At 69.1% G+C, this 26,396-nt stretch carries 22 protein-coding genes; 6 read left to right on the top strand and 16 right to left on the bottom strand.

Features of this window, described 5'->3' with window-relative positions; translation table 11 throughout:
- The 3 genes from nuoL to nuoN are packed head-to-tail and all read left to right on the top strand — an operon-like array spanning position 1 to position 4,971.
- Positions 1 to 1,902, top strand: coding sequence for an NADH-quinone oxidoreductase subunit L (nuoL, locus tag CUT39_RS14580; protein WP_100447807.1), 1,902 nt, complete (start codon positions 1 to 3; stop codon positions 1,900 to 1,902).
- Positions 1,899 to 3,440, top strand: a complete 1,542-nt coding sequence (locus tag CUT39_RS14585) for an NADH-quinone oxidoreductase subunit M (RefSeq protein ID WP_100447809.1) — start codon at positions 1,899 to 1,901, stop codon at positions 3,438 to 3,440. Before nuoL ends, CUT39_RS14585 begins: the two co-directional genes overlap by 4 nt.
- The gene (nuoN, locus tag CUT39_RS14590) at positions 3,433 to 4,971 is read left to right on the top strand and encodes an NADH-quinone oxidoreductase subunit NuoN (protein ID WP_100447811.1); all 1,539 of its coding nucleotides are present in this window, start codon (positions 3,433 to 3,435) and stop codon (positions 4,969 to 4,971) included. The genes CUT39_RS14585 and nuoN overlap by 8 nt, the downstream gene beginning before the upstream one ends.
- Positions 4,972 to 5,005: 34 nt before the next feature.
- Here the strand turns inward: nuoN and CUT39_RS14595 are convergent, their stop codons facing one another.
- The 3 genes from CUT39_RS14595 to CUT39_RS14605 form a co-directional block, all read right to left on the bottom strand.
- Positions 5,006 to 5,548 (bottom strand): hypothetical protein, encoded by a 543-nt coding sequence (locus CUT39_RS14595; RefSeq protein ID WP_100447813.1) that lies wholly within the window; start codon positions 5,546 to 5,548, stop codon positions 5,006 to 5,008.
- Between the two features lie 118 nt (positions 5,549 to 5,666).
- A complete protein-coding gene (locus CUT39_RS14600) occupies positions 5,667 to 6,659 on the bottom strand; it encodes a polyprenyl synthetase family protein (protein WP_232805770.1) in 993 nt (330 codons plus the stop codon).
- Positions 6,660 to 6,726: 67 nt separating this feature from the next.
- On the bottom strand, positions 6,727 to 7,887 hold the full coding sequence (locus tag CUT39_RS14605) for an MFS transporter (protein WP_198587151.1): 1,161 nt from the start codon (positions 7,885 to 7,887) through the stop codon (positions 6,727 to 6,729).
- Between the two features lie 443 nt (positions 7,888 to 8,330).
- On the opposite strand from CUT39_RS14605, the gene CUT39_RS14610 reads away from it, so the two are divergent.
- Positions 8,331 to 9,155: an IclR family transcriptional regulator gene (locus tag CUT39_RS14610; protein WP_100447815.1), complete on the top strand. Its 825-nt coding sequence runs from the start codon at positions 8,331 to 8,333 to the stop codon at positions 9,153 to 9,155.
- On the opposite strand, the gene CUT39_RS14615 is transcribed toward CUT39_RS14610, so the two are convergent.
- The 4 genes from CUT39_RS14615 to CUT39_RS14630 all read right to left on the bottom strand — a co-directional run bounded on the left by CUT39_RS14615 (position 9,152) and on the right by CUT39_RS14630 (position 12,174).
- The gene (locus CUT39_RS14615) at positions 9,152 to 9,541 is read right to left on the bottom strand and encodes a phage holin family protein (protein WP_198587152.1); all 390 of its coding nucleotides are present in this window, start codon (positions 9,539 to 9,541) and stop codon (positions 9,152 to 9,154) included. The genes CUT39_RS14610 and CUT39_RS14615 overlap by 4 nt on opposite strands.
- Positions 9,542 to 9,859: 318 nt before the next feature.
- Positions 9,860 to 10,228: a hypothetical protein gene (locus CUT39_RS14620; protein WP_100447819.1), complete on the bottom strand. Its 369-nt coding sequence runs from the start codon at positions 10,226 to 10,228 to the stop codon at positions 9,860 to 9,862.
- A complete protein-coding gene (locus CUT39_RS14625; protein WP_100447821.1) occupies positions 10,225 to 10,878 on the bottom strand; it encodes a hypothetical protein in 654 nt (217 codons plus the stop codon). Before CUT39_RS14625 ends, CUT39_RS14620 begins: the two co-directional genes overlap by 4 nt.
- Positions 10,879 to 11,409: 531 nt before the next feature.
- A complete protein-coding gene (locus tag CUT39_RS14630) occupies positions 11,410 to 12,174 on the bottom strand; it encodes an SDR family NAD(P)-dependent oxidoreductase (protein WP_198587153.1) in 765 nt (254 codons plus the stop codon).
- Between the two features lie 46 nt (positions 12,175 to 12,220).
- On the opposite strand from CUT39_RS14630, the gene CUT39_RS14635 reads away from it, so the two are divergent.
- Positions 12,221 to 12,595, top strand: coding sequence for an ArsR/SmtB family transcription factor (locus tag CUT39_RS14635; protein ID WP_408611152.1), 375 nt, complete (start codon positions 12,221 to 12,223; stop codon positions 12,593 to 12,595).
- Positions 12,596 to 13,187: 592 nt separating this feature from the next.
- A complete protein-coding gene (locus CUT39_RS14640; RefSeq protein ID WP_100447825.1) occupies positions 13,188 to 13,649 on the top strand; it encodes a hypothetical protein in 462 nt (153 codons plus the stop codon).
- Positions 13,650 to 13,785: 136 nt separating this feature from the next.
- Here the strand turns inward: CUT39_RS14640 and CUT39_RS14645 are convergent, their stop codons facing one another.
- From CUT39_RS14645 to CUT39_RS14685, 9 genes are all read right to left on the bottom strand, one after another.
- Positions 13,786 to 16,557: a S8 family serine peptidase gene (locus CUT39_RS14645; RefSeq protein ID WP_157930701.1), complete on the bottom strand. Its 2,772-nt coding sequence runs from the start codon at positions 16,555 to 16,557 to the stop codon at positions 13,786 to 13,788.
- Between the two features lie 315 nt (positions 16,558 to 16,872).
- A complete protein-coding gene (locus tag CUT39_RS14650; RefSeq protein ID WP_100447829.1) occupies positions 16,873 to 17,397 on the bottom strand; it encodes a hypothetical protein in 525 nt (174 codons plus the stop codon).
- Positions 17,398 to 17,415: 18 nt separating this feature from the next.
- Positions 17,416 to 18,492 carry a hypothetical protein gene (locus CUT39_RS14655; RefSeq protein ID WP_100447831.1) on the bottom strand — a complete coding sequence of 359 codons (1,077 nt, stop codon included), beginning with the start codon at positions 18,490 to 18,492 and terminating at the stop codon, positions 17,416 to 17,418.
- 7 nt (positions 18,493 to 18,499) lie between these two features.
- Positions 18,500 to 20,764, bottom strand: a complete 2,265-nt coding sequence (locus CUT39_RS14660; protein WP_100447833.1) for a hypothetical protein — start codon at positions 20,762 to 20,764, stop codon at positions 18,500 to 18,502.
- Positions 20,765 to 20,772: 8 nt separating this feature from the next.
- Positions 20,773 to 21,132 carry a hypothetical protein gene (locus CUT39_RS14665; protein WP_100447835.1) on the bottom strand — a complete coding sequence of 120 codons (360 nt, stop codon included), beginning with the start codon at positions 21,130 to 21,132 and terminating at the stop codon, positions 20,773 to 20,775.
- A 361-nt stretch (positions 21,133 to 21,493) separates the two neighbouring features.
- Complete coding sequence (locus tag CUT39_RS14670) at positions 21,494 to 22,528, bottom strand: 2-oxoacid:ferredoxin oxidoreductase subunit beta (RefSeq protein WP_100447837.1); 1,035 nt, start codon at positions 22,526 to 22,528, stop codon at positions 21,494 to 21,496.
- Complete coding sequence (locus CUT39_RS14675; protein ID WP_198587155.1) at positions 22,521 to 24,377, bottom strand: 2-oxoacid:acceptor oxidoreductase subunit alpha; 1,857 nt, start codon at positions 24,375 to 24,377, stop codon at positions 22,521 to 22,523. The genes CUT39_RS14670 and CUT39_RS14675 overlap by 8 nt, the downstream gene beginning before the upstream one ends.
- Before the next feature lie 226 nt (positions 24,378 to 24,603).
- Positions 24,604 to 25,482: a hypothetical protein gene (locus tag CUT39_RS14680; RefSeq protein ID WP_100447842.1), complete on the bottom strand. Its 879-nt coding sequence runs from the start codon at positions 25,480 to 25,482 to the stop codon at positions 24,604 to 24,606.
- Complete coding sequence (locus CUT39_RS14685) at positions 25,482 to 26,084, bottom strand: RNA polymerase sigma factor (RefSeq protein ID WP_198587156.1); 603 nt, start codon at positions 26,082 to 26,084, stop codon at positions 25,482 to 25,484. Before CUT39_RS14685 ends, CUT39_RS14680 begins: the two co-directional genes overlap by 1 nt.
- Positions 26,085 to 26,396: the final 312 nt, after the last annotated feature.

Raw genomic sequence — 26,396 nt, forward strand, 5'->3', positions numbered from 1 at the left:
GTGGACGAAGTGACCTACGCGCCCGCCTCCGGGCTGCTCTCGTTGACGTGGCTGCTCATCGCCCTGCCTGCCGCCGGCGCCGCAGTGCTGCTCCTGACCGGCCGCCGGGCCGACAAGTGGGGCCACTGGCTCGGCGCCGGCACCGTCGGCGCCGCCTTCGCGCTCGCGCTGGCCATGTTCGCCCGGCTCGGCGGACTCGACGACAAGTCCGCCGCCACCGACCTGTTCACCATCATCGCCGTCGGCGACACCGAGATCAGCGCGAGCCTGCTGCTGGACCCCCTCAGCGCGGTCTTCACGCTCCTGATCACCGGCGTCGGATTCCTCATCCACGTCTACGCCGTCGGCTACATGGCCCACGACGACGGGCGCCGGAGGTTCTTCGGCTACTTCAACCTGTTCGTGGCCGCGATGCTGATCCTGGTCCTCGGCGGCAACTACTTCATGGCCTTCATCGGCTGGGAAGGAGTCGGCCTCGCCTCCTACCTGCTGATCGCGTTCTGGCAGATGAAGCCCTCGGCCGCCACCGCCGGCAAGAAGGCCTTCCTGACCAACCGGGTCGCCGACGTCGGCTTCCTGCTGGCCATGTTCATCATGATCGGCGCGATCGGCAGCCTCGAGTTCGCCGCGGTCTTCAACGGCGCCGCCGAGCTCTCCGGCGGCACCAGCCTCGCGCTGGGCCTGCTCCTGCTGGCCGCCGCCTGCGGCAAGTCCGGCCAGTGGCCGTTCCAGACGTGGCTGCCCGACGCGATGGAGGGCCCCACCCCGGTGTCGGCGCTCATCCACGCCGCGACCATGGTCACCGCCGGGGTCTACCTCATCGCCCGCTCCAACCCGATCTTCAACCTCAACGAGACCGTCCAGACCGCCGTGGTCGCCGTCGGCGCCCTGACGCTGCTGTTCGGCGCCATCGTCGGCTGCGCCAAGGACGACATCAAACGCGTCCTGGCCTGGTCGACTGTCTCCCAGATCGGGTACATGTTCCTGGCCGTCGGGCTCGGCGGCGGCGCCTACGCGCTCGGGATCATCCACCTGCTCGCCCACGGCTTCTTCAAAGCCGGCCTGTTCCTCGGCTCCGGCTCGGTCATGCACGCCATGAACGACCAGACCGACATCCGCCGCTTCGGCGGCCTGTGGCGGGTGATGCCGTGGACCTACGCCACCTTCGCCGCCGGATGGCTCGCCATCATCGGCCTGTTCCCCTTCAGCGGCTACTTCTCCAAGGACCCGATCATCGCCGCGGCCTTCGCCCGCGAAGGCTGGGAGGGCTGGGTCGCCGGCGGCGCCGCCCTCCTCGGCGCGGCGCTGACCGCCTTCTACATGACGCGGCTGTTCGTGCTGACCTTCCACGGGCCCAAACGGTGGACCGACGACGTCCACCCGCATGAGTCCCCGGCGATCATGACCGGCCCGCTGGTCCTGCTCGGCATCGGCTCCCTCGCCGCCGGCGGCCTCATGGCCACCCCGGTGACCGAATGGCTGACGCCGGTGTTCGGCACCCACGCCGAGCCGCACGGCCACCTCAGCCACACGCAGGTCACCATCGCGACCACCGCCGTGGTGATCGCCGGGGCCGCCCTCGCGTGGCTGCTGTTCCGCGGCGGCACCGAGGAGGCCCCGCGCGCCGCCGGCTGGCCGGTCCGCCTCGCCCGCGCCGACCTCGGCGGCGAAGCGGTCAACCGCGGCCTGTTCGAATCGCCCGGCCGCTTCGCGGCCAACGCCTCGGTCGCGGTCGACGCCCGCGGCGTCGACGGCGTCGTCAACGGACTGTCGGCCGCCGTAGGCGGCTCCTCGCGGCGCCTGCTGCGGCTCCAGACCGGCTTCGTCCGCTCCTATGCCCTGTCCATACTGTCCGGCGCCGTCATCGTGGTGGCCGCGCTCATGGTGGTGGTGATCCAATGACCGAGTTCCCGTTGCTGTCGGCGCTGGTGGTCGTGCCCCTGATCGGCGCGATCATCGTGGCGTCGGTGCGCCGTGAACAGGCCGACGTGGCGAAGTGGACCGCGCTGGGCTTCTCCGGCGCCGTCGCCGTCATCGCCGCGGCCATCGCCTTGAGCTTCGACTACGGCTCGGGCGCCGAATGGCTGCAGTTGACCGAGTCCTACTCCTGGATCCCGGCCTGGGACCTCAACCTGTCGTGGGGCGTGGACGGCATCGCGCTGCTGATGGTCGCGCTCACCGCCGGGCTGACCCCGATCGCGATCCTCGCCGCCTGGCGCGACCTGGACGCGGTGCACCGGTCGGTCCCCACGTTCTTCGCGCTCATCCTCGCCCTCGAAGCCGCGATGCTGGCGACGTTCGTCGCCTCCAACGTCCTGCTGTTCTACTTCTTCTTCGAGGCCATGCTGGTGCCGATGTACTTCCTCATCGGCTCCTACGGCTCGGGGACCAGGCGCCAGTACGCCGCGGTGAAGTTCTTCCTGTACTCGCTGCTCGGCGGCCTGCTGATGCTGGTGGCCGTGATCGGCCTGTGGGTCCACAACGGCGGCGTGTTCGACTGGCAGACCCTCGTCGCCTCCGAGCCGCTGGAGGCCGGCGGCCTCCAGAACTGGCTGTTCCTCGGCTTCTTCGTGGCCTTCGCGATCAAGGCGCCGTTCTTCCCGTTCCACACCTGGCTCCCCGACGCCGGCGGGGCCGCCCCGGCCTCGATCGCCGCGCTCCTGGTCGGGGTGATGGACAAGATCGGCACCTTCGCGATCCTGCGGTACTGCCTGCCGCTGTTCCCCGACGCGACGCAGACGTTCGCGCCGTGGATCATCGCCATGAGCGTCATCGGCGTCATCTACGCCGCGCTGGTCGCGATCGGCCAGACCGACCTCAAGCGCCTGGTCGCCTACACCTCGATCGCCCACTTCGGGTTCATCGGCGTCGGCATCTTCGCGTTCACGCAGGCCTCGGCGACCGGCGCGATCCTCTACATGTTCAACCACGGCCTCGCCACCGGCCTGCTGTTCATCGTCGTCGGCATGCTGGCGCTGCGCCGGGGCTCGAACACGATCGGCGACTACGGCGGGGCGGCGAAGACGCTCCCGCTGCTGGCCGGCGTGTTCCTGTTCGCCGGGCTCGCCTCCCTGTCGCTGCCGGGGACCGCGCCGTTCATCTCCGAGTTCCTCGTCCTGCTCGGCGCGTTCACCGCCAACGAGCCGGTCGCCGTGGTCGCCACCCTCGGCATCATCCTCGCCGCCGCCTACGTCCTGTGGATGTACCAGCGGACGATGCAAGGGGCCCGCAACCCGGTCCTGGACGAGATGCCCGCAATGAAGCGCGACCTCACCATCCGCGAGAAGGCACTGGTCGCGCCGCTGGTCGTGGCGATCATCGGCTTCGGGTTCTACCCGCAGCCCCTGATCGACGCGGTCGAGCCGGCCGTGGACAACACCCTCCAGTTCGTCCAGGACGAGCCCGCCGAAGTACCTGCCGCCGGAGAGACCAATGAGTGAGATCCAAATCGACTGGGCCGGCTTGGCGCCCATGATCATCGTCTTCGGAGCGGCCTTCGTCGGCCTGCTCGTCGAAGCGTCCGTGCCGAAGGAGCGGCGCCTGCCGCCCCAGGTGGGGCTGGCGGTGCTGGCCCTGGCCGCCGCGTTCATCGCGGTGGTCGCCAACTCCGGCAAGAGCGAGACCGCGCTCTCCCTGGGAGACACCGCCATCGGCTCGGTGGCGCTGGACGGCCCGGGCCTGTTCCTGCAGGGCACCATCGTCCTGCTCGCCCTGGTGGCGATCCTGCTGCTGGCCGAGCAGCGCACCACCGCCGGGGGAGACTTCGTCTCCGAGGCGGCCGTCGTAGCCGACTCGCCGGCCGACATCGCCCAGCGGCGCGAGCCCGGCGCCACCGAGGTCTTCCCGCTGGCGCTGTTCGCCGTCGGCGGCATGATGATGTTCGTCGTCTCCGGCGATCTGCTCACGATGTTCGTCGCCCTGGAGATGCTGAGCCTGCCGCTCTACCTGCTGTGCGGCCTGGCCAAGCGCCGCCGCCTCATCTCCCAGGAGGCCTCCCTCAAGTACTTCCTGCTGGGGGCGTTCGCCTCGGCGTTCTTCGTCTACGGGATGGCGATGCTCTACGGCTTCTCCGGCACGATCGACCTGGCCGGCATCAACGAGGCCGGAATCGGTTCCGACGAGCCGCGCATCCTGCTCTACATCGGCGTCGGCATGATCGCGGTTGCCCTGCTGTTCAAGGCCGCCGCCGTCCCGTTCCACATGTGGACCCCCGACGTGTACACCGGCGCCCCGACCCCGGTCACGGCCCTCATGGCCGGGTGCGTGAAGGTCGCCGCCTTCGGCGGGCTCCTGCGGGTGTTCAACGTCGGCCTGGAGTCCTCGGCCTGGGACTGGCACACCATCCTGATGGTCATCGCCGTCGCCACCATGCTCGGCGGCGCGATCTTCGCGGTCACCCAGCGGAACATCAAGCGCCTGCTGGCCTACAGCTCCATCGCCAACGCCGGCTACCTGCTCATCGGGGTGATCTCGCTCGGTGACGCGGTCGGGCAGACCATGTTCTACCTGGCCGCCTACGGGATCACCGTCATCGCCGCGTTCGCGGTGGTGAGCCTGGTACGCGACGGCGACAACGAGGCGACCGACCTGTCCCGCTGGGCCGGGCTCGGCAAGAGCTCCCCGGGCACCGCGGTCATCTTCACCGTGCTCATGCTCGCCCTCGCCGGCATCCCGTTCACCAGCGGCTTCACCGCGAAGTTCAGCCTGTTCAGCGCCGGGATCGGGGCTGGCGAAGTGGGCCTGGTCGTCGTCGGGGTGGTGTCCTCGGCGATCCTGGCCTTCCCCTACCTGCGGGTGGTGGTCCTGCTCTGGCTCAACGAACCGGCTCCGGACGCCCCGACGGTCAACCTCCCCAGCCCGATGGCCGGGACGGTCGTCGCCGCTGGCGTCACCGCCACGGTCCTGCTGGGCGTGGCCCCCGGTTTCCTGCTCGACATCGTCAGTGAGGCGAGCACCTTCCTCGGCACCTGAACCGGAACGACGCCCGCCCGCCGCCGCCTCCGGTTCACTCCGCCGCGACCAGCGCGGCGGCCTCGGCCCGCCGCGCCCGGGGCACGGCGGCCGGGGCGGGCGCGAACCAGGCCCGCGCCGAGCGGCTCGACAGGCACAGCAGCGTCACCGCCGGCAGCGAGCCGCAGACCACCAGCATCGCTCCGGCGCTCAGGAAGAACTCGGGGTGGTCGGGGAGGGTCGCCAGGTAGGCGCGGGCCACGATCCACACGTACATGCCGCCGGGAACGAACGCCAGCGCGTACCAGGCCGCCCGCACCGCGCCCGGCCTCCGGCTCCCCAGGCGCACCGCGATAGGCGGCAGCGAGGCCGTCACCGCCACCGCCGTCAGCGCCAGGATCCACCGCTCGGCGCCGCCGCCGTTCACCACCTCGAGCGGCGTCTCGACGCTCGAGGCCGACATGGTGGCCGCCAGCAGGAACGTCGCGCCGAGGCCGTAGAGGGCCGCGATCGCGGCGAACTGCACCCAGATGAGGGCCTGGGCCGCCAGAACGGCCTTCGGTCGGGTGTCCGTGTGCCCGGTGTGGCTGGGTCGCACAGTGCTCCTTGGGGGCGGTCCTGCGGGCGGCCGCGGTCGAGGTCGAGGTGGTGCTCACAACGGTAGCGAACCGGTCCCGCGCCCGCTATCCGCGCCCGAGGCGTACCGCTGTGACCGGTCAGGCGTCGCGCTGGATCATGTAGTCGCAGATGTCGACCAGGGCCTGCCGGGCCGGGCCGTCGGGCAGGGAGGCCGCCAGGGTGCGGGCGCGCTCCTGGTACCGGCGCAGGGTGGCGCGGGCATCGTCCAGGGCGCTGGAGGCCCGCAGGAGCTCCAGGGCCTCGCGGAGGTCGTCCTCGGGGACCGGGCCCGCGACCAGTTCGCGCAGGCGCGCCTCGGCCGGGTCGTCCCCGGCCAGGGCGTAGATCACCGGGAGCGTGGGCACCCCTTCCAGCAGGTCGGTGCCGGGGGTCTTGCCCGAGTGGTCGGAGGCGACGTCGATGATGTCGTCGGCGATCTGGAAGGCCACGCCGATCACCTCGCCGAACTTCTCGGCGGTGGCCATCGTGTCCGCGTCGGCGCCGGCGAACCAGGCGCCGAACTTCGCGCACGTCGCGATGAGCGAGCCGGTCTTCTCCGAGAGGATAGACAGGTGCCATTCGACCGGGTCGAACCGGTCGGGCCTGGGCATGGTCTCGTTGATCTGGCCGCGCACCAGGCGCGCGAACGTGACCGCCTGCGTCCGGACCGCCTCGGGGCCCAGTTCGGCCATGATCTGGGCGGCCTGGCTGAACAGGTAGTCGCCGGTGAGGATCGCGACCGAGTTGTCCCAGCGGGCGTTGGCGCTGGCGGCGCCGCGCCGCACGGAGGCCTCGTCCATGACGTCGTCGTGGTACAGCGTCGCCAGGTGCGTCAGCTCCAGCGCGACCGCGGATTCGACGATGCCGGGGCGGTCCGGGTCGCCGAGGTGGGCGCAGGTGAGCGTCAGCATCGGCCGGAAGCGCTTCCCGCCGGCGTTGATCAGGTGGGAGCCGGATTGGCGCAGCAGCGGCTGCTCGGTGTCGACGGCCTTCAGCAGATGCTCCTCGACCGTCTCGAGGCGCTCGCGTATGCGCTCGGAGAACTCCCCGTCGGTAAAACTCAGCGAGATCTGGCCAGTTCCGGTGGTCACCACAGGCTCACCTTATCGTGCGGGCCGCGAATCGGGCACGGCGCGGGATCCGGTGGTCGCGTGGGCCCTACCGCGCCGTCCGGTGGCGCGGGCGGCCGCCGGCGACGATGAACACCGCCGCGAAGGTCATGGCCGCCACCGAGGCCGTCCAGCCCGCGGTCCAGCCGCCGTGGTCGACCAGGAGCCCGAACGCGATCGGTCCGACCGCGCCGCCCAGGTAGACCCCGGTCTGGGTGATCGAGGTGGCGGCCGCCGGCGCGTCCGGGTAGCGCTTGGTCACCGCGAAGTTCATCAGTCCCGGCCACGCCCAGCCCAGGGCGAAGCCCGCCGCCGTGCCCAGCGGCAGCAGCCACGGCTGCCCGATCATGAGCGTCGAGATCCCGATCGCGCCGCCCAGGAGCATGACGACGATGAGCCCGAATTCGCCGCCGCCGCGCCGGTCGGCGATCGCACCGACCGCGGTGCGCGCCAGGACCCCCGCGAGGCCGCCGACGGTCAGATTCAGTCCCGCGAACGATTCCGAGGCGCCGATGTCCACCGCGTAGGTGGTCAGGAACGTCCCCAGTGGGGTCGCGGCCCCCGCGCTGAGGCAGGTCGCGAGCGCGAACATCAGCAGGCGGCGGTCGAAGACCCGGCCGTCGCCGTTGCCGGCCGGCCGCTCGGGCCGCCCCAGGCCGTTCAGGGGTATCAGCGACAGCAGTGCGACCGCGCCTCCGGCCACGAACGCCCACCGCCAGCCGAGCGTCAGCGCGATCGCCGGGACGCTCAGCCCGGCCAGCATCGTGCACAGCGGCACCGAGGCCTGCTTGGCGCCGAACAGCAGGCCCTTGTGGCGCCCGGGCGCCCAGTTGGACAGGACCGTGTTCGACGACAACTGCCCCAGGCCGTTGGCCGGGGCCGACACGATCATCAGGGCGATCAGGACGGCGGTGTGCTGCGCGAACGCGGCGATGGCGAGCATCGATCCGGCCGCCAGCGCCACGCCGAGGCGGGCCATGGCGGGCGCCCCGAACCGTTCCACCAGCCGCCCCGAGGGCACGGCGGTCAGTCCGGCGACGGCGAAGTAGAGCCCGGAGACCAGGCCGATGGTGCCGGGTCGCATGCCGAGCTCGGCGGCGATCTGGACGGCGAGTCCGCCGAAGAGGAACACCGGCATGACCGCGGCGACGTTGACGCTCAGCGCGGTCGCGATCGTGGAGGAGGCGTTCGGGACGGCTGCGGCGGACACGACGGCAACCGTACTCCCGGCGTCGACGGTGGATGCAAGCGTTCGCCGGAGTCCGGTACCTCACATGAACGGGTGACGAGAATTGACGCGGCGTCGCCGGGTGTGGGAGCGTCGTCTGGGCTCACTGGACGGTATACGACCGTGGCCCGCGCAAAAGTAAAGCGCGGCGACCCTGGTGGGAGGAGCCGCCGCGCTTCTATGTGGTGTGTATGTCCGCGGTAGCGGCATGAAGTTGGTGGGGACTCGACGCCGCCGCCGCGGAAGGCGTCCGACGCCCGGCTCGCGCCGGGGTTCGAACGGTGCTGACAGGTAGATACTGCCGGTTGCCGTGGTCTGACGCAAGCCGCAATTGTTTATATAGTTGGATTCTCGGTCTTCGCCCGCCGGGCGGCGGCCCGGTCCCCATCGTCGGGGACCGTCTGAACGGCGAACGGAGCGGCGGCATGGTGGAGCAGCGGCGACCCCGGTACGAGCGGCGCAAGCACGGCGGCATCCGGCCCGGGAGCAAGGAGCAACCGACCAAACTCATCCAGAGCGTGCGGCGGGCGCTGCACATCATGGAGTTCGTCGGCCAGTACCGCGAGGGCGTGTCGGCCCAGCGGATCGCGTTCGAGTGCCGGCTCAACCGGGGCACGGCGTACAACCTCCTGCGCACCCTGGTCTACGAGCGGTACCTGCGCCGCGACGACGAAGGGCGCTACACCCTCGGCCTGGAAGTGTCCGACCGCTACTCCGAGCTCACCCAGGCGATGGCCGGGCCGCGCAGCGCCGAGGAGTTCATGCGGCGCATGTCGGCCGAGACCGGATACAGCACCTACGTGGCCCGGTTCGTGGAGGGGCGTCCGGCGGTCACCGGGGTCGCCGAGGGCGCCCGCAGTCCGCACGTGGAGGACCTCATCGTCGGCTTCGACGACGGCGCCCACGCCACCGCGCTCGGCAAGGCGCTCCTGGCGACCCTCCCGCACTTCGAGCGCGCGCTGTACCTCAGGGCCGCCGGGATGCGCCGGTTCACCCGCCGCACGCTGACCGAGCCGGCCGCGCTCGAGCACGATCTGGTCGTCGCCGACGAGTCGGGCGTCTTCACCGAATTCGGCCAGTTCCAGGAGGGCGTCGCCTGCGGGGCGGTGGTCGCCCGCGACCACCCCGAACCGGCCGAACGGGTCGTACTGGCCGCGGCGATGCCGCTGTCGGAGGCCGGGCGGTCCTGGCCGGAGGTCACCTGGCGGCTGCGCCTCGCCGCGGCCGAACTCGAGCCGCTGCTCGACTAGTTCGAGGCGATCTTGTCGGGCAGGATCAGGTTCATCACCCAGGAGGCCAGCGAGACCAGGATCGCACCGGGCAGCGCCCACCAGAGCGGCTCGATCTCGAAAACCAGGTTGAACTGCTCGGCGAGCCACGCCACCAGCAGGAACAGACCGGCGTTGACGACCAGAGAGAACAGTCCCAAGGTGAGCACGTAGAAGCCGCAGCCGAGGGTCTTGATGATGGGCTTGAGCACCGCGTTCACCACGCCGAAGATCACCGCGATGATCCCGAGCGTGATGATCCGGTCGACCAGGTCGTCGCCGGGCCTGCCGATCTGGATTCCGGAGAGCAGCCACGAGACGATCCAGAACGCCGCGCCGGTGACCGCGATCTTGACGATGAGTTTCACGCCGCCCATCCTGCCAAACCCCGAGCGTCGGCGGAAGCCTCGGGTATCGGCTGTGCGGTGTACCGACGAGGCCGGAGGCGAGCTCAAGCGGGAGTCCGGTAGAGGTCGCCGAGGCCGACCCCGGTGCGGGGATGAAGATCGCCAGCCCGGCCCACTCGTCGGAGCGTCGAACACGGCTGGCGGCTTCTCCACGGATCCTCCAGTGCTAAAGTGCGCTTTACTAAAACGTGGTTTAGTATCCAAGCTCGGAGGCGAGCAGGCGCTCGTTGCACCGGCAACGAGCGCCCGGATCGACCGTCACCCGGCCTAGGGTCGGGCTCAGCCGTCGCACTCCTTCCGGCAGGCGGTCCAGACGCGGCCTGCGGCGGCCTTGATGTCGCTGCTGATGCGGTCGGAGTTGATCCACGCCCAGGACTCCGGATCGCAGATCCACAGGTCGGGCCGGGCGTGGACGAGACCGGTGAGGAATCCGATCACCCGCGGCGCCTCGTGTTCGGCGACGATCCACAACCGTGGTCGGAGTGCTTCGGTGGCGAAGGCGACGGTCCGGATCCCGATTCGGGCCGCACCGAGGACGGTGAGGCTCTGCGGATCGGGAGGCTCGGGGACGGTGGTCAGCAGCGGCAGGTCGGCCAGCGAACCGAGGTAGGTCCGCCGGAACCGCTCGGGTGCGGTGCCGGTGCTCATCCGGCACCACCCCCGATCGAGCGGCGCCCGATCGGTCTGGCCCCGATCGAATCGATGCCGCCGGTCTCGAGGCGCACCTGCGGCAATCGGGGCTGCGGCACGCGGGAACGGGCCCGATCGGGCGCGGGGGAGGGGCGGCGCGGTGCCGGTCGGGGCCGTTCGGGGAAGGGCAGGACCCGCCAGTAGAGGATGGCGAGCAGCACCCGGAGGAACCAGCGGACGCGGATTGCCGCGCGGCTCGGTTCCGGCGACCGGAAGTGGGCTTGGTGGAGTTCCTCGGAGTCGCGGATGAAGGCCCGGTAGGCGTCCTCGCGGAGCCGAGGGAACCGCTGCGGCTCTTGATCGGTCGGGTCGGTCTCGGGGAGCGGGTCGGGCAGTTCCCCTCGGCGGTGGCGGCCGATGCGGCGGTCCGGTCGCCAGCCGGGCGTGCCGTAGGGGCCGGGGTCGTCGGGGTCGTGGGGTCTGCCGCCGATCTTCCATTCGTCGCCGGGCCGGTGGCGCAGGTGGGCGGGTTCATAGTTCGGTTCGCCGGATCCGAAGCCGGGCGGGTGGTTCGCGGAAACGGCGTAGTGCCCCGAGCGCGCCGAGGCCGCCGGGTGTCCAGGGTGACCGGTGGCGATGCGGGTGGCCGAATGGGTGTTTTCAAGCACGCCGGAATGGCGTATCGTCAGTGACGACACGAGAGTCCTCTCTCTGTGTTGAGCCGCCCGGCGGAACGGAGTTTGGTGACTATGTGCCGCCGGGCGGCGGCCGAGATGCTTTCTTATGAAGTTGTTTCTGGTTTCAGGGCCTTTCTCGTAACCCTTTCTGAGAGAAACGTAAATGGTTGCCGCTGTTGAAGAAACACAAGCGCGGTGATTGCATGGTGACTCAAGATATCCGCATTGTCAACCAATGTGTCCGGGCGCGTCCCCTGGGATTACTGCTTTCCCTATGGCGCACGTGAAGTGATCCCTCCGGAGGAATCCGAACGAGGCCGAGACCACACTTAGCGTGCGGTCGGTGAAACGCATTCGGGGGTGCAAAGGAGACTCGCCTCCTTTGCACCCCCCCGGGGTATCGGGGCTCCGGGCGCACCGCTGCCGATCCGACCGCTACATCCTGAAGGGATCTGTGTTCACCACCGCTCCGGCTTCAGGGTGCAGCGGTATCACCTGGCGGTCCGAGCGGCGCCGTGCCGGTCAGGTGAGGTCCAGGCCGCCGTCGACGGTGAGGACTTGACCGGTGATCCAAGCGGCGGCGGGGTCGGCGAGGTGCAGGATCCAGGCGGCGACCTCCTCGGGTTCACCGCGGCGGCCGAGGGGGATGCGCGCGGCCTCGTCTCGTTTGACGGCTTCGACGTCGGCCGCGGGCAGCCCGGCCGCGGCGAGCGCCTCGCTCTCGGTCGGGCCGGGGGCGACGGCGTTGATGCGGATCTCGTCGGAGGCGAGTTCGAGGGCCCAACTGCGGGTGAGCTGTTCGATCGCGGCCTTCGAAGCGGCGTAGTGGGCCGCCTGGGGCAGCGGCCGGTGGCCGAAGGTGCTGGAGACGTTGACGATCGTCCCACCGGTCCGGCGCAGGTGGGGTAGGGCGGCGCTTGCGAGGAGGCTCGGTGCGGTGACGTTGAGCGAGAAGACGTCCTCGATTCCCTCCGCCGTGGTCTGGGGCAGCGGCATCATTCGCATGACTCCGGCGTTGCTGACCAGGACGTCCACCCGTCCCCACCGGTCGATCGCGTCGTCGATGATCTGCTGCGGCGCTTCGGGGTCGCGAAGGTCGGCGGGATGGACGCCGATGGCGGAGTGATCGGCGGCGGTCTCCTTGAGGGCATGCCGGCGCCGCCCCACGCCGAGCACTCGGGCTCCGGCATCGGCGAAGGCGCGGGCGGCGGCGCGGCCGATGCCCGAGCCGGCACCGGTGACGATGGCGACCTTGTCGGTGAACTCCTGCTGCGGTCGAGCGGTCAACGGATTCTCCCTTGTTCGATGTTTGTAGAACATCGAACAAGGTATCATGTGCGTCATGAAGGGGATGCGGCATCCGGAGCCGGGGGAGATGGAACTGGTCCAAGTGATGGGGGCGCTGAGCGATCCGATTCGCGTGGGCCTGGTGCGGATGCTCGCCGACGGCCGTGAGCGCGGATGGGGCGAGCTGCGCGCACCGGTGGCCAAGTCGACGCTGAGCCACCACCTGCGGGTGCTGCGGGACGCGGGCATCACCCGGACCCGCCAGGAGGGCACACGCTGCTTCGTAGAGCTGCGCCGCGACGACCTGGACGGGCGTTTTCCCGGGCTCCTGCGGGCCGTACTCGAGGCGGCCGACGGCGACGGCGTCGGCGCCTATGTCGGCCTGTCCTCGGACTCGGCCGCAGGGACCGCAGCGGAGTGACACGACGGCCCGAGCCCGCATGCCGCATCCGCGGCACCATCGCGGCTTCGGTACCGAGGGGCGCGGGCGCGCGAGTCGGAGGCTGGGCGGCCTCTGGGCCTTCTAAAGCGTTGTGGACATACGGTGCGCATCCGTGGGAAACCAGTCCGAACGCAACTGAAGCGAATGGACATGGACATGTACCCCTCGCCCGGTTCCGCCGCATCCCCGCACCGACCTATTGGGTCTGTAGGCGATTGTTCTGAGCGTGTCACCAGTTCCGCGACGACATCAGCGCCACGTGGACGTCGGTGGCGGCGTTCGCATCCGCGCACTTCCCGCCTGCGGACGCGGATCGCATGCGCGCTCCGTTGTTCATCGCCGGACGACGAATGTCGTCAAATCGACACAAGGTTGACATTCGCAGAGTCGCCGCGCCAGGACACGTTCCCGCCGCTCCAGCGCCCGCCGCCCCACGTCGCAGTGCGGACAAAGCAACATAAGTCGATCACCTTCGGTGATTGACGCCAAGGGACGGTTCACTTAGCCTCCTAAGAGATCGCATCCTCCCAGAATCCACCCCCTCGGAACCGATCACACTCAGGAGAGTCCATTGAAACGACGAATCTTCGGCGTCCTGGCCGCCGTGGCCATCGGCATCGGGCTCGCCGCCGCTCCGGCCGGACCGGCGGCGGCCGAGAAGGAACCGGGCGTGTACTGCCCCTCGGACTACTGGGCGGCCACGGGCTACGGCCCGGTCATGGTCTGCACCGAATTCGCCTACTACGGCTACCAGCAGATCCAGAGGCCAGTGACGCGTAGTGGAATAACCGGGGAGACCAGTCCGCACGGGGATTGGCACCACACCGGCACGGATCGCTGCGTCTCGGAGTCGCTCAAGGGGGGCAACTTCCGCGCCTGCGGCGTCTACGAAAGCGACTTCGGGCCGCTCATGTACGGGACCCTGCATGTCTGGAAGAACGGCTGCAGACATGTCCAATGGGGCAACCTCAGTCTGGTCACGGAGAAGTTCCATTCGGACTCGGATCTGATGAAGACGACCTCCTGCAAGTAGCGCGGGTTCCGCTGCGGCGCCCCGCGGCGCCGGCTCCCGGCTGCATGCCGCACCCATACCCGCGAGCGACGACCGGGCCCGGTGACCAGGTCACCGGGCCCGTTTCATGCGCGGCCGACGAGGTGCGGCGCGGCGTTCACCCCGCCGACGCCGGGTCCGGCGGAGGCACCGCGAACTCCCGCTCGGTCGTCTTGAAGGACGCCGCGGACTGAGTGCCGAGCGTGAAGTCCGCCTCGATCACCGAGTCGGGGACGACATCGAGCTCCGCGGTCGCGGACCCGGACTCGTCGTCCACCGCTTCGAACTGGGACGGCCCGCCGCCGGGCGCGAAGGTCGAGTACCGGCCGTCGGCGTCGGTGGTGCCGTGATGGCCGGAAGCGGTGTGGGTGACCTGGGCGCCCGCGACCGGCGCTCCGCTCTGGTCGGTGACCGTGCCCCGCACCAGTCCGCCCGGAACCGGAGCGCAGTCGGCCGCGCCGCCGACCAGGACGTCGTCGATCTGCCACCAGTAGCCCGACCTGTAGGCGTGGTAGTAGTGGAACCGGAGCTGGGCCTCCTGTGCCCCCGCCCAAGCGGACAGGTCGACCGTGACCGTGGTGTCGCGCACCGATTCCTCGGCCGCCCAGACCTCCTCCCAGGTCTGTCCGCCGTCGACGCTGATCGCCACGTCCGCTCGCGAATGCGGGGCGTACATGTAGAAGTCGGTGGCGAAGGACAGGACCGGTTCGGGGGCGCTCGCCAGGTCGAACACCGGCGAGATGAGGTCGGTGTCCATGATGCCGCCGCCGGGCGGGTCGGCGAAGGCGAAGCCGCCCGAGCCCGGGGTGCGGTTGCCGGTGCCGCCCGGGTCGTCGAACGTCCACGGCGCGGGACCGCGGTTGACCACGGTCCATCCGATCGGCGCGGCCCCGGATTCGAAACCGGTGCCCAGCGGGTCGAAGGCGTAGCCGGGAGCGGTGCACCCCTGCTCCACCGGCACCTCGATGAGGAGGTCGCTCGAGTCCGCGTCGACTCGGACGGTCTGGTACCCGCCGTATTCGGTCTCGACGACCAGTTCCACGCCGCCGACGGGCAGCGTCAGTTCGAACCGCCCGGTGAGCGGGTCGGTCGTGGTGGACACCTCGCCGCCGCTGGTCTCGACCGTCGCCGCCAGCGGCCAGCCGTGGCCGGAGCCGTCGACGACCGTACCGGTGACCTCGTTGGTCTCGATCGGGGTCAGCGCCGCATCGAATTCGGCGGTCTGGTCGGCCGCCACGGTCACCGTCCCGGAGGCCGCCTCGTAGCCGAACTTCTCGACGCTCACCGCGTGCTGCCCGGTCAGGGCGAACGAGACGGTGTAGGTGCCGTCGGCGCCGGTGGTGGCGGTGCGGTCGAAATCGCCGTCGAAGACCAGTTCGGCGCCTTCCAGCGGCGTTCCGTCGGTGTCGGTGACGGTCCCGGTGATGGCACCGGATTCGCCCTCGGGGAGGGCTTGGGCGGCCGCGAGCGCGTCGATTCGCCCGTGTCCGTGGACGTTGTTCGCCTCGCCGTTGCCGCCGCACTGGTCGTTCTCGGTGAAGCGGGCCGAGTCGGTGAGCATTTCGTAGACCAGGTCGAAGTCGCCTTGGAGGGCGGGTTCGGCCTCCATCATCAGGGCGATGGTTCCGGCCACGTGCGGTGCGGCCATGGAGGTGCCGTTGTCGACGCCGTAGTCGTCGCCGGGCATCGAAGAGCGGACGCGGACGCCGGGGGCCGACACGTCGGGTTTGAGGCGGCCGTCGCTGGTGGGGCCCCGGGAGGAGAATTCGGCGATCTCGCCGCTCGAACGGTAGGCGCCTACTGCGATCACGTCCGAGTAGGCTCCGGGGGGATCGTTGGTGCCGCAGTCCGGACCGCTGTTGCCCGCGGAGAACACCGGGATGATGCCGGCGGCGTGCCACAGGTCGACGATGTCCTGGTAGTACGGATCGTCATCGGTCGTGGTGTCCCTGCCCCAGGAGTTGTTGACGATGTCGGGCGCCTGGGACGGGTCGGGGTTGCCGCCCTGCGAGTCGGTGGGTGCGGCGACCCACTGGCCGGCCAGCAGCACTGAGTCCATGCTGGATCCGTAGTAGTTGGCGGCGATCCATTCGGCGCCGGGAGCGACGCCGATCCGGTTGTCCGCGCCGTCGTCGCCGACCATCGTCCCCACCGTATGGGTGCCGTGGTAGCTGAGGTCGCACGGCGTGCCGCCGCAACCGCCTTCGACGTCGTAGAAGTTGTAGTCGTGGGTGAAGGTGCCGTCGCCGTTGTTGCCCCGGTACTGCTCCACGAGCGCCGGGTGGTCGTATTGGACGCCGGAGTCGATGCTGGCGATCACGATGCCTTCGCCGGTGACGCCGAGCTGGTCCCAGACGTCGGGTGCGTTGATGTCGCTGACGCCCGATTCGGTGGAGGCCTGCTCGAAGGCGGGCTCGGCGGTCTCGACCGGTTCGACGGTCTCGACTTCGGGGGCGTCGACGACCTCGGCGACCTGGTCGAAGGCGGCCACGGTCTCGAGCAGCTCGATCCCGCCGGTCGCCTTGACCGTCGATGAGGCCCAGTAGGACTCGTAATCTACGCCCGCCTCGTCGAGGGCGGCGGTCAGTTCGGCCTGGGAGGACTCGGCGAACGCCATCGCCGCTTCGACGGCGGCCGCTCCCTTGTCGGCCTTGGTCTCGGCGCTGTACGCGGCCGAATAGTCCGGACCGCCGTCGAACCGGATCCAGAGTTCGGCTTCGCCTTCGGCGCCGATCTCGGCCAGCAGCTCGGGATCGGCCTTCTGCTCCAGCAGTGCGGTCGCGCCGGTATCGGTCTGCGCCGAGGCGGGTGCGGCGACGGCAAAGGTGGTTGATAGCGCTCCCACGAGCGAGGCGGCGAATGCCCGTCGCCATCGTTGTGTGACTGTCAAGGCGGCTCCTTGCGTGGGGTGGCGGCGCCGGGGGAATCGGCGCCGGTGTCAACGGGTTCCAAAGGAATGCGATTCCCTTGCACCCCACCATGCCAGGCCCTCGCCATCGGCCTAAAGGGCAATAGGGCCAGATTCGCCCGAAACATAACCAAGTCTACAAATGAGTGTCGTAATTCACAGTTGATGGCCTAGGTGCCGCGGTCGCATGTGAGGACGCCGGGTCGCCCCAGGGGGTCTCACCCCGGGGCGACCCGGCGGATTCAACGGCGCCGGCACCAACAGGCCGCCGGTTCGTTTCGCCCGCACCCGGCGGGATCACTCGTCGCACCACTCCCAGAGGCTCGGGATGCAGAGCAGGAGATACACGAGTCCGTTCAGCGCCAACGGGATGAATTCGGCGGCTTCCTGGAACTGGAGGTCGTAGTCGTCGAAGCCGCTGATCCGGGCCTTCACGAGCACGAGCAGGGCGACGTCGATCAGGGTGATGAAGCCGGTCACCACGAAGGCCGTGAACAGTGCGATTCGCCGCTGCCGGATGATGCGGAAGACGATCCAGATGGATGCAGCGGCGAGCACCAGTTGGACCACGCTGAGCGGCTGCAGCACTTGAGGGTCGACATCGGATGCGGCGGGGCCTTCGTAGTCGGCGGCCGCCTCCGATCCGGAGACCTGCAGGCCCATGACGCCGATGAAGCCCGTGATCATCGCGTTGAATACGATCGCGAAGTTGGCGCACCGGCCGGCGACCGGCATAGCGTAGCGCGAGACCTCGTAGGCGCGCTCGACCGGAATCGAGCCGTAGTCTCGGTTGCGGCCCGACCGTCGGTGGGGGTCGGACATCGATGGCCCTCCTCGGTCCTAGGACAGCAGATCGGCGACCCGATCGTCCCCGGTCGCCTCGTGCACCGCCGCGGCGGCGGACGGATTGCGCGACAGTGCTTCCAGCACAGCGGACATGGCGTTCGACGGATCGTCGCCGGCGAGGTCGAACGAGAGGGGCTCCTCTCCCTCGACGGTCCAGTCGCCGCCGACCGCGACGTCGAACTCGATGATCGCCGTCGCCACCGGCACCAGGAACTCCTCGTGGAAGTCCCCGTACCGCAGCAGCGGCGCCAGCACCGACCAGCCGTGCACCGTCGGTCCGACCGCGTCGATCCGCCACTCGCCGCCGTGGCGTTCGACCAGGTCCTCGGTGTGCTCGTCGTCCCGACCGAGGACCGGTGCGCCGGTGTACTTCACCATGGGCACCTCAGACGAGCCGAGTTCGATGAAGCGGCCGGTGTACTCCTCGCCCAGGTGGTACTCCGGATCGAGGACGATCTCGGTGTAATTGCCCTCGTCGATCAGCGATGTTCGATCCGGGTTCGTCGCGTGCGCGAGACCGGTCCCGAGCAGTTCCTGCACCTCCGCAGCGAAATCGGGAGGCGAGTCGGACCCGTTGTCCGTTTCCCAGAACGCCCCGCCTTGATGCATCGTCGCACCCAGTCCCCAACCGGTGACCAGACCTTCAGGGCGAAGTTCGTCGAACCAGGCGGTTTCCAGATCGGCGGGGGCGGCCGGGAGGCCGGGACTGTTGTGGCCGGGAGCATCGATGACCTCTGTGAGGGAGAAGGGGACTCCGGCCAGGCCGGGTTTTGTGCAGGACTGCATGTCCATCAGGACATGTCGGGTTCCCTTCAGGTCGTCGGCGAGCAGGGCGGCGTCGGCAGCCGGGCCCGAACCGTACTCGGAGAGCTGGTCGGGTTCGTATTCACTCACCCGCTCGAGCACTGTCGACTCGCCGTCGTCGAACGTGCCCTGCCTGCAGAGATCGCCGTCCACCGACCCGGGCGGCCCGGTGAGGAGGTAGAGGACGACAGGGATGGCGACAAGGACCACCGCGGCAACGGCGACGGCGAGTTTCACCTTGCTGCTGAGGCCCCGAAGGAATCCCATGACTCCGCTACGCTCCGTACCCGTTCGCCACCCAGGACACGTTGTCCCAATAGCGCTCGTAGTAGTTGTCCATCAGTACGCTCTTGTCCTCGGCAGTGAGGTTGGAGTCCTCGTCGAGGATCCCCTCGATGTGGTTGAGTGTCGTTGCATCCCGCATCCGGTCCTCATTGGCCGAGGTCTGGTCGTTCGCGAGATCCGAGATCTGCTGCTGCGCCTCTTCGTCGGACATCCGGAAGTAATCGGCGACGAAGTCGATGCCGTATCCGGCTCCCTGTCCGATCGCCGCACCGCTGAACGGGTTGCCCGTGGCCGCACCGCCGGCGACGCTGGCGCCGTACTTCGCGCCCTCGGCGAACCGGTCGACCGCCCCGTTCTGGTCCGACTGCTCCTGATAGACGCCGTCCGCTATACCTTCCAGAGCACCGACGGTGAGTGCGCCGGTAAGTCGACCGTGCAGCTCGAAGGACTCGTTGTAGGCGTTGCTGCTCTGGCCGTCATGGTTGTCGGCGGCGTTGGTCATCTGGTCGTACATGAGCGCCTCGCTCGCTCCCCAGACCTGCGACATACCGCCCTCGTCATGGCCGACGACCTTGAGCCACTCCCCGGCGAGTTCCTGGTCGCCGGCGATCGAGCTGAGGTCGCCCCCACTGTCGATCCACATGTCCGAATCGGGGTCGGAGGCCATCGAGCGCTGGAAGTCGTCGATGTAGGAGGCGGTGATGCCGCCGAAGTTGTCGGTCATCTCGTTCAGTCCACCGGTCGTGAACCTGTCGGGGTCGTCGGTGACGGTCTCGATGACTCTATCGGCGAGCATCGACATCTGGGGCGTCTGGTGCGGAGGGTTGTCGGGGTCGAACTCGTCGCTCGTGGAGATTCCCGTCGCCCCCGCCTCGAGCGCGTTCCCGACCAGGTTCGGATCGATGTAGTCCATGTACCTGCCGGCGTCGTCGGCCGCGTCCATCAGATAGTCCATGGGATCGTCCACGGGGTTGGCGTGCTCCAGGCCGACCCCGTCCATGTGGTCGAGACGCGTTCCGGACTCGGTGAAGAAGTCCAGGGCGGCCTCGGGACTGTTGTCGAGCGCGGTCAGTGCGGAGTTGACCGGGCTGTGGGAGAACGGTGAGCCGAGGCCCCTTTCGAGACCGGTCGTCGAGCTGTCGAAATAGGGTACGTCGCCGTTGTCCATGGCCAGGATGTGGTCGGTGACGGGGACGATGAAGTCGCTGTGGTACTCACCGTGTTCGAGGGCCGGACCGAGTAGCTGGTAGCCGTACGCGTTGCCGTCTACGGTGGCGATGTTCTCGTCACCGAAGTTCATCAGTCCGGTGACCCATTCCTCGTCCACATGTTGCGGATTGTCGGTGTCGGTGGCCGTGGCGAGGCTGACGCCCATCGCCTCGTAGAAGGCATCGACCTGCTCGGGCGTGAAATCGGACTCGTTGCCACCGTGTCCGTACACGTCGAGGGCGACGTCGGCGAGCGCTTCGGTGTACCCGTCGGGCCCGAGCTCGTTCATGAGCGTCGTGGCGAAGACGGGGTTGTCGGACCGTTCCGAGACGAGTTCGTTGAACTCGTCGAGCTCTTCAGGGCTCATTTCGCCGTCGGCACCGCCGTTGAGGAGATCCACGGCCCGGTCGGCGTAGTACTGGGCTACGTCCTCGTGCCAGTCGGAGCCGAGCGGCGGTGGCCCTTCCACATGCGCATCGCGGATCGAGTTGAGCCGCTGGGTGAAGTCGTCGTCGTGGCCGCGGGCGGATTCGATGACCTGTTGAATTCGCTCGGTGAGCGGCTGGCACTCGTCCTGCTCGATCTGCTCCTTCTTCTCCATCGCGTGGCCGAGCGCGTGGCCGCCCTCGTCTTCGGCTTTCTGCTGGGCCCAGGTCTGGATCTCCTCGATGCGCGCGTCGGAGATCTTGACCGTCCCGTCCTCCTCGATCCGGAGCTTGGCCTCCAGCACCTCGTCGATCAGGTCCTGCATGTCGTTCTTGCAGGTCTCGAACTCTTCGTGCGCATCTTCGAGGATCACCTTGATCTTCTTGGCCGCCTCGTCGATGTGATCCTGCAACTCGTTGGAGATGTTGCGCAACTGCGCCCGGCTGTCCTCACCTAGTTGGTCACCGAACGAGTCCTCGTCGATCGTCGAGGAGACGTCGCTCTCGATGGCCTCGGCGACATCGCCCATCTGTCCGTTGTAGGTCGCCCATTTCGAGGCCGCGTCGTCGATCGCATCGAGGTCGAGCAGGCTGATCTGCTCCCAGGTCAGTTCGCTCATCGGGATCGTCAGTTTCCGTAGGCGTAGTCGGTGTAGTGGTTCTGCCTCGGCTGGTCGACCAGATCCGAATATTGGTCGAACTCGGTGCCGTTGAACTCGTCGATCTCGGTCATGTCCTGCGAGTGCACGACCAGGAACTCCGCCAGATTGGTGATGAGGGTGCGGATGGGGTCGACTCGATCCTCCATCCACGCGGCGCTCGCTTCGCCGAGAGCCTCGCCCATGGAAAGGCCGTCGTCGGTCATGGTGGTGCGCGCCTCGATGGTGTCGAATGCGAGTCGGTTGTACGTGGGTTGGTAGATGTCGTCCTCGAGCTGGAACAACTCTTCCCCGGCTTTGATGAGCTGGTCCGGGACCATATCGACCATGAGAACGCTCCCTTGGGTGTGAGAGGTGTCTTGACGCTGAGTGGGTACAGTGGATCTAAGCTGACTGCATAACCGTAGCAACGTGATGCAGGTTGAACGGCGTCGAGTCGGACCCGTGCCGCCGTTCAGGTCCACTTCACTCCCACCGAGTTCGATGAACTCATCGGGTACTGAGTTGACCGGAAGTGCGCAGTGACCCGTTGCGAGCCTCACCGGTATTCGTCCGGGACGATCGGGTCCGCAGCCGGTCCAGGTACCGCTGATCAGTCCGCGCGTTCAAGATGACATCGCTGTCCGCCAGAGGGAACGTCCCGGTCATGCGTCTGCCCCGGCCCCGATCCCGGGGCCGGGGACGCTCCTGCTAAAGCACCGTCCAGGTGTCGCCGGAGTGCATCAGGCCCCCCAGCGCCGCGGCGCGGTCGACGCCGGAGGCGGCCTCCTCCACCTGGCTGCGGACCTGCCCGTCGTAGGTGGGCTTCCGCACGCTGCGGAACACGCCGATCGGGGTGTGGTCCAGGACCGTGCCCGACAGGCGCGAGAGCGCGAACGCGTAGGCCGGGTCGTCGATATCGGACCTGTGGACCACGACGTCGGCCGGGTCGACCTCGTCGGCGGGCTTGACCTGCAGGCCGTACCCGGACTGGACCACCACCTGCTCGCCGCCCTCGGAGCCGAAGCGGATCGGCTCGCCGTCCTCCAGGCGGATCAGCGCCATGTCCCGCGTCTCGGGGGATTTGAGGACCTCGAAGGCGTCGTCGTTGAAGATGGGGCAGTTCTGGTAGATCTCCACGAACGCGCTGCCCTCGTGCTCGGCGGCCGCCCGCAGCACGTCCTTGAGGTGCGCCCGGTCGGAGTCGAGCGTGCGGGCCACGAAGGACGCCTCCGAACCCAGCGCCAGCGACAGCGGGTTGAAGGGGGCGTCCACCGAGCCCATCGGGCTGGACTTGGTGAGCTTGCCCGGCTCGGAGGTGGGGGAGTACTGGCCCTTGGTGAGCCCGTAGATCCGGTTGTTGAACAGCAGGATCTTCAGGTTCACGTTGCGGCGCAGCGCGTGGATCAGGTGGTTGCCGCCGATCGACAGCGCGTCGCCGTCGCCGGTCACCACCCACACCGACAGGTCCGGGCGGCTGGTGGCCAGGCCCGTCGCGATCGCGGGCGCGCGGCCGTGGATCGAGTGCATCCCGTAGGTGTTCAGGTAGTAGGGGAACCGCGAGGAGCAGCCGATGCCGGAGACGAAGGCGATCTTCTCCCGCTCCAGCCCCAGCTCGGGCAGGAACGACTGGACGGCCGCCAGGATCGCGTAGTCCCCGCAGCCGGGGCACCAGCGCACCTCCTGGTCCGATTTGAAGTCCTTGGCCTTCAGCTTGGGCGCGTCCATCTTGACGGCGTCAGCCATTCTTGACGACCTCCTCGAGGGCATCCTGCAGTTCGTTCGAGGTGAACGGGAGCCCGCGCACCTTGTTGTAGCCGATCACGTCCGCGCTCGGGAAGTTGCCGCGCAGTAGCAGCGCCAACTGCCCCAGGTTCATCTCGGGGACCACGACCTTCTTGTAGGAGCCGAGTACCTCGCCGACGTTGGCGGGCATCGGGTTGAGATAGCGCAGGTGGGCGCGGGCGATGTGGATGCCGCGGTCGCGCAGGCCGCGCACGGCCGCGCCGATCGGGCCCCACGTCGAGCCCCAGCCCAGCACCAGCACCTCGGCCTCGCCGTCGGGGTCGTCGACGGCCAGGTCGGGGACGTCGATCCCGGCGATCTTGGCGGCGCGGGTGCGGACCATGTGGTCGTGGTTGGCGGGGTCGTAGGAGATGTCGCCGGTCCCGTCGGCCTTCTCGATCCCGCCGATGCGGTGCTGCAGCCCCGGCGTGCCGGGCACGGCCCACGGCCGTGCGAGCGTCTCGGGGTCGCGCTGGAAGGGCAGGAAGGTCGGCTCGCCGGAGGCGTCGGTCGCGTTCGGCTCGGTCGCGAACTCGACGCCGAGGTCGGGCAGTTCGGCCAGGTCCGGCAGCTTCCACGGCTCGGCGCCGTTGGCGATGTAGCCGTCGCTCAGCAGCATCACCGGCGTCCGGTACTGCAGCGCCATCCTGGCGGCCTCGAGCATCGTCTCGAAGCAGTCCGACGGTGACTGCGGGGCCAGGACCGCGACCGGGGCCTCGCCGTGGCGGCCGAACATGGCCATCAGCAGGTCGGCCTGCTCGGTCTTGGTCGGCATTCCGGTGCTCGGCCCGGCGCGCTGCACGTCGATGACGATCAGGGGCAGCTCCAGCGACACGCCTAGCGAGATCGTCTCGGACTTGAGCGCGACGCCCGGCCCCGAGGAGGTGGTGATGCCCAGCGCCCCGCCCCAGGCCGCGCCCAGGGCCGCGCCCGCGGCGGCGATCTCGTCCTCGGCCTGCATCGTGGTCACGCCGAACTTCTTGTGCTTGGACAGCTCGTGCAGGACGTCGCTGGCCGGGGTGATCGGATAGGCGCCCAGGAACAGCGGCAGACCCGAGGCGACTCCGGAGGCGAGCACGCCCCAGGCGAGCGCGGTGTTGCCGGTGACGTTGCGGTAGGTGCCGGCCGGGAGCGTCGCCGGGGGGATCTCGTACTGCACCGCGAACGACTCGGCGGTCTCGCCGTAGTTCCAGCCGGCCTTGAGCGCGGCGACGTTGGCCTCGGCGATCTGCGGCTTCTTGGTGAACTTCTTGCGCAGGAACTCCTCGGTCACCTCGGTGGTGCGCGAGTACATCCACGACAGCAGACCCAGGGCGAACATGTTCTTGCTGCGCGCGGCGTCCTTCTTGCCGATCTCGTACTCCGCGAGCGCGGCGACGGTGAGGCTGGTCAACTGCACCTCGATGACCTGGTAGTCCTCGAGGGTGTGGTCTTCGAGGGGGCTGTCGTCGTAGCCGACCTTCTTGAGGTTCCGCTTGGTGAACTCGTCGGTGTTGACGATGATGATCCCGCCGGGCTTGAGGTCGCGCAGGTTCGCCTTGAGGGCGGCCGGGTTCATGGCGACCAGCACCTCGGGCTGGTCGCCGGGGGTGAGGATGTCGGAGTCGGCGAAGTGGATCTGGAAGCTCGACACACCGGGGAGGGTCCCGGCGGGGGCGCGGATCTCGGCCGGGAAGTTCGGGAGGGTGGAGAGGTCGTTGCCGAGCTTGGCCGTCTCCGCCGTGAAGCGGTCGCCGGTGAGTTGCATCCCGTCACCGGAGTCCCCTGCGAAGCGGATGACGACCCGGTCGAGCTGCCGGACGGTATTCACCAAGTTCTCCTCATGCGGGTTTGCGGGCACGCGCTCTCACGCGGTGTGTTCGGGATGCCGGAGCACTGCTCCGTCATTGGGTTCTTCAATTGCGATGCTACGCGCGGAGCCTGTCCGGTTGCCAACGGCGCGTCCAGTCAGCGACGCAGGTGACACCCTTATCCGGCCCGGCTCCCAATGCGTGGGAAAGCGAAGTTCGCACGGGCCCTTCGCGGCCCGCGGAAGGTCAGTCCCGGGTCTCGCTGGACGGCGCCGTCTCGGTGGTCTGGGTCTCGTCGGGCTCGGGGGTCTCCGAGTCCTCGGACGGGCTCGGCTCGGTCGACGGTTCGTCGTCGATCTCGACGAAGGCCTCGCCGTCCCACTCAAAGCTCGCCGTCCAGGTCTCGGAGGCGTCGCTGAGACCCTGGAGTGTAACCACCCCGCCGTCGGTGCCCGCGATCTCTTCGAGCTCCTGTGACCCGTCGGGACGCCAGACCCACGCCAGATGCTCCAGGCCCGCCTCCGAGCCAGTGAACGCCGCGACCGCGGTCGCGTCCTGGCAGGTCAGCGCCATCACCGTGTCGGACGCGTCGTCGCCGTCGACGTCGGCCACGACCGCCTGCTCGATCGCCCAGTCGGGCTCGCCGGTGAATTCCAGGTCCTGGTCGACCTCGAACGACCCGCCCTCGCACACCTGGGACCAGTCGTCGATGACGATCGTGAGGGTCTCGCCCTCGTCTCCGGAGCCGTCGTCCTCGTCTCCGCCCGGGGCCGGCTCGGTCTCGGGGGGCGCCGGGTCGCCCAGTTGCGTGCCCTCCGACGGGTCCTGCGAGGTGGAGCCGTTGACCACCGGGGGCGGGTCCTCCGGCTCGGTCCGCTCCGGCATGGAGCCGAGGGTCTGCGCGACGGCGAAGCCGCCGGCGGTGACCACCGTGCAGGCGCCGGCCACCGCCGCCAGGGAGACCAGGCGCCGGCGGCGCAGCGCCGCGGGGCCGGACATGATCAGGTCGTCGACCGGGGGCGGCGGGAAGTTCGCGGCCGCCTCCTCCCGGTAGGACGCGAAGGCGGAGCGGATCGCCTCGTCGCCGGGCTCGGCGACGTGGTCGCCGTATTGGTCGGCGTTCATCAGCGGTCCTCCTTCACCGAAGCCGGGTCGGTCGTCCGGGGCACTTTCGCGGTGCCGGTCGGCTTGCGGCCCCGGACGCGTATCGCCATGGTGTCGCCATCGGCCGCCTCGGGTCCCGGTCCGCCGAGGTCGTCGGCCAGGAGCGCCGCCAGCTCCTTGCGGCCGCGGTGGAGCCACGACTTGACCGTGCCCTCCCGGGCCCCGGTGGTCTCGGCTATGGCGCTGACCGACATATCGGCCATGTAGTGCAGGACCAGCGCCCGGCGCCGTCTGGCGGGCACCTGCCCGAGCGCCTCCACCAGCGCGACGTGGTCCGGGCCCGCGGCCGGGGCGGGCTCGGGCGGCGCCGACTTCTGCAGGAACCTGCGGACCACCTGGTTGCGGCGGTGGCGGCTGGTGGCGAGATTCCAGGCGACCCGGCGGACCCAGGCGACCGGCTCTTCGTAGCCGCCCACCTTGTCCCAGCGCTGCCAGGCGCGCAGGAACGCCTCCTGGACCAGATCCTGAGCTTCGGTGGCGTCACCGAGATAGGCGCACACCTGGGCAGCGAGCTCCGAGAAGTGATTCTCGTAGAGGTCGGTGAACTCCGCCTCCGTTCGCACATCCGCTCCAGCACAGGTAGGGGGGATCAGGCAACTCGTCAACCGTGCCGAGTGGGCAGACCCGGCCTCACCCATTCTCGCGCCCGATACCCCGGTGGAACGAAGCGGGGTGTCCCCCAAGACGGGCCGGACCGCGGCCGAGCGGAACGCGCAGCCCCGCCCGGCGGACCGGGGGCGCTGCGGCGGGGCGCCGGCGGGAGTCATCTGCGAAGCTCTCCGATGGGTGGGGAGTCCGAAATCATCGGACTCGGTGTTGATCCTCTTCGCACACCAACACGCCCGACCGGCCCGCTCGGTTGCGGATCTCGGGAA

The sequence above is a fragment of the Glycomyces xiaoerkulensis genome (assembly GCF_002798405.1).
Taxonomy (GTDB): Bacteria; Actinomycetota; Actinomycetes; order Mycobacteriales; family Micromonosporaceae; genus Glycomyces; species Glycomyces xiaoerkulensis.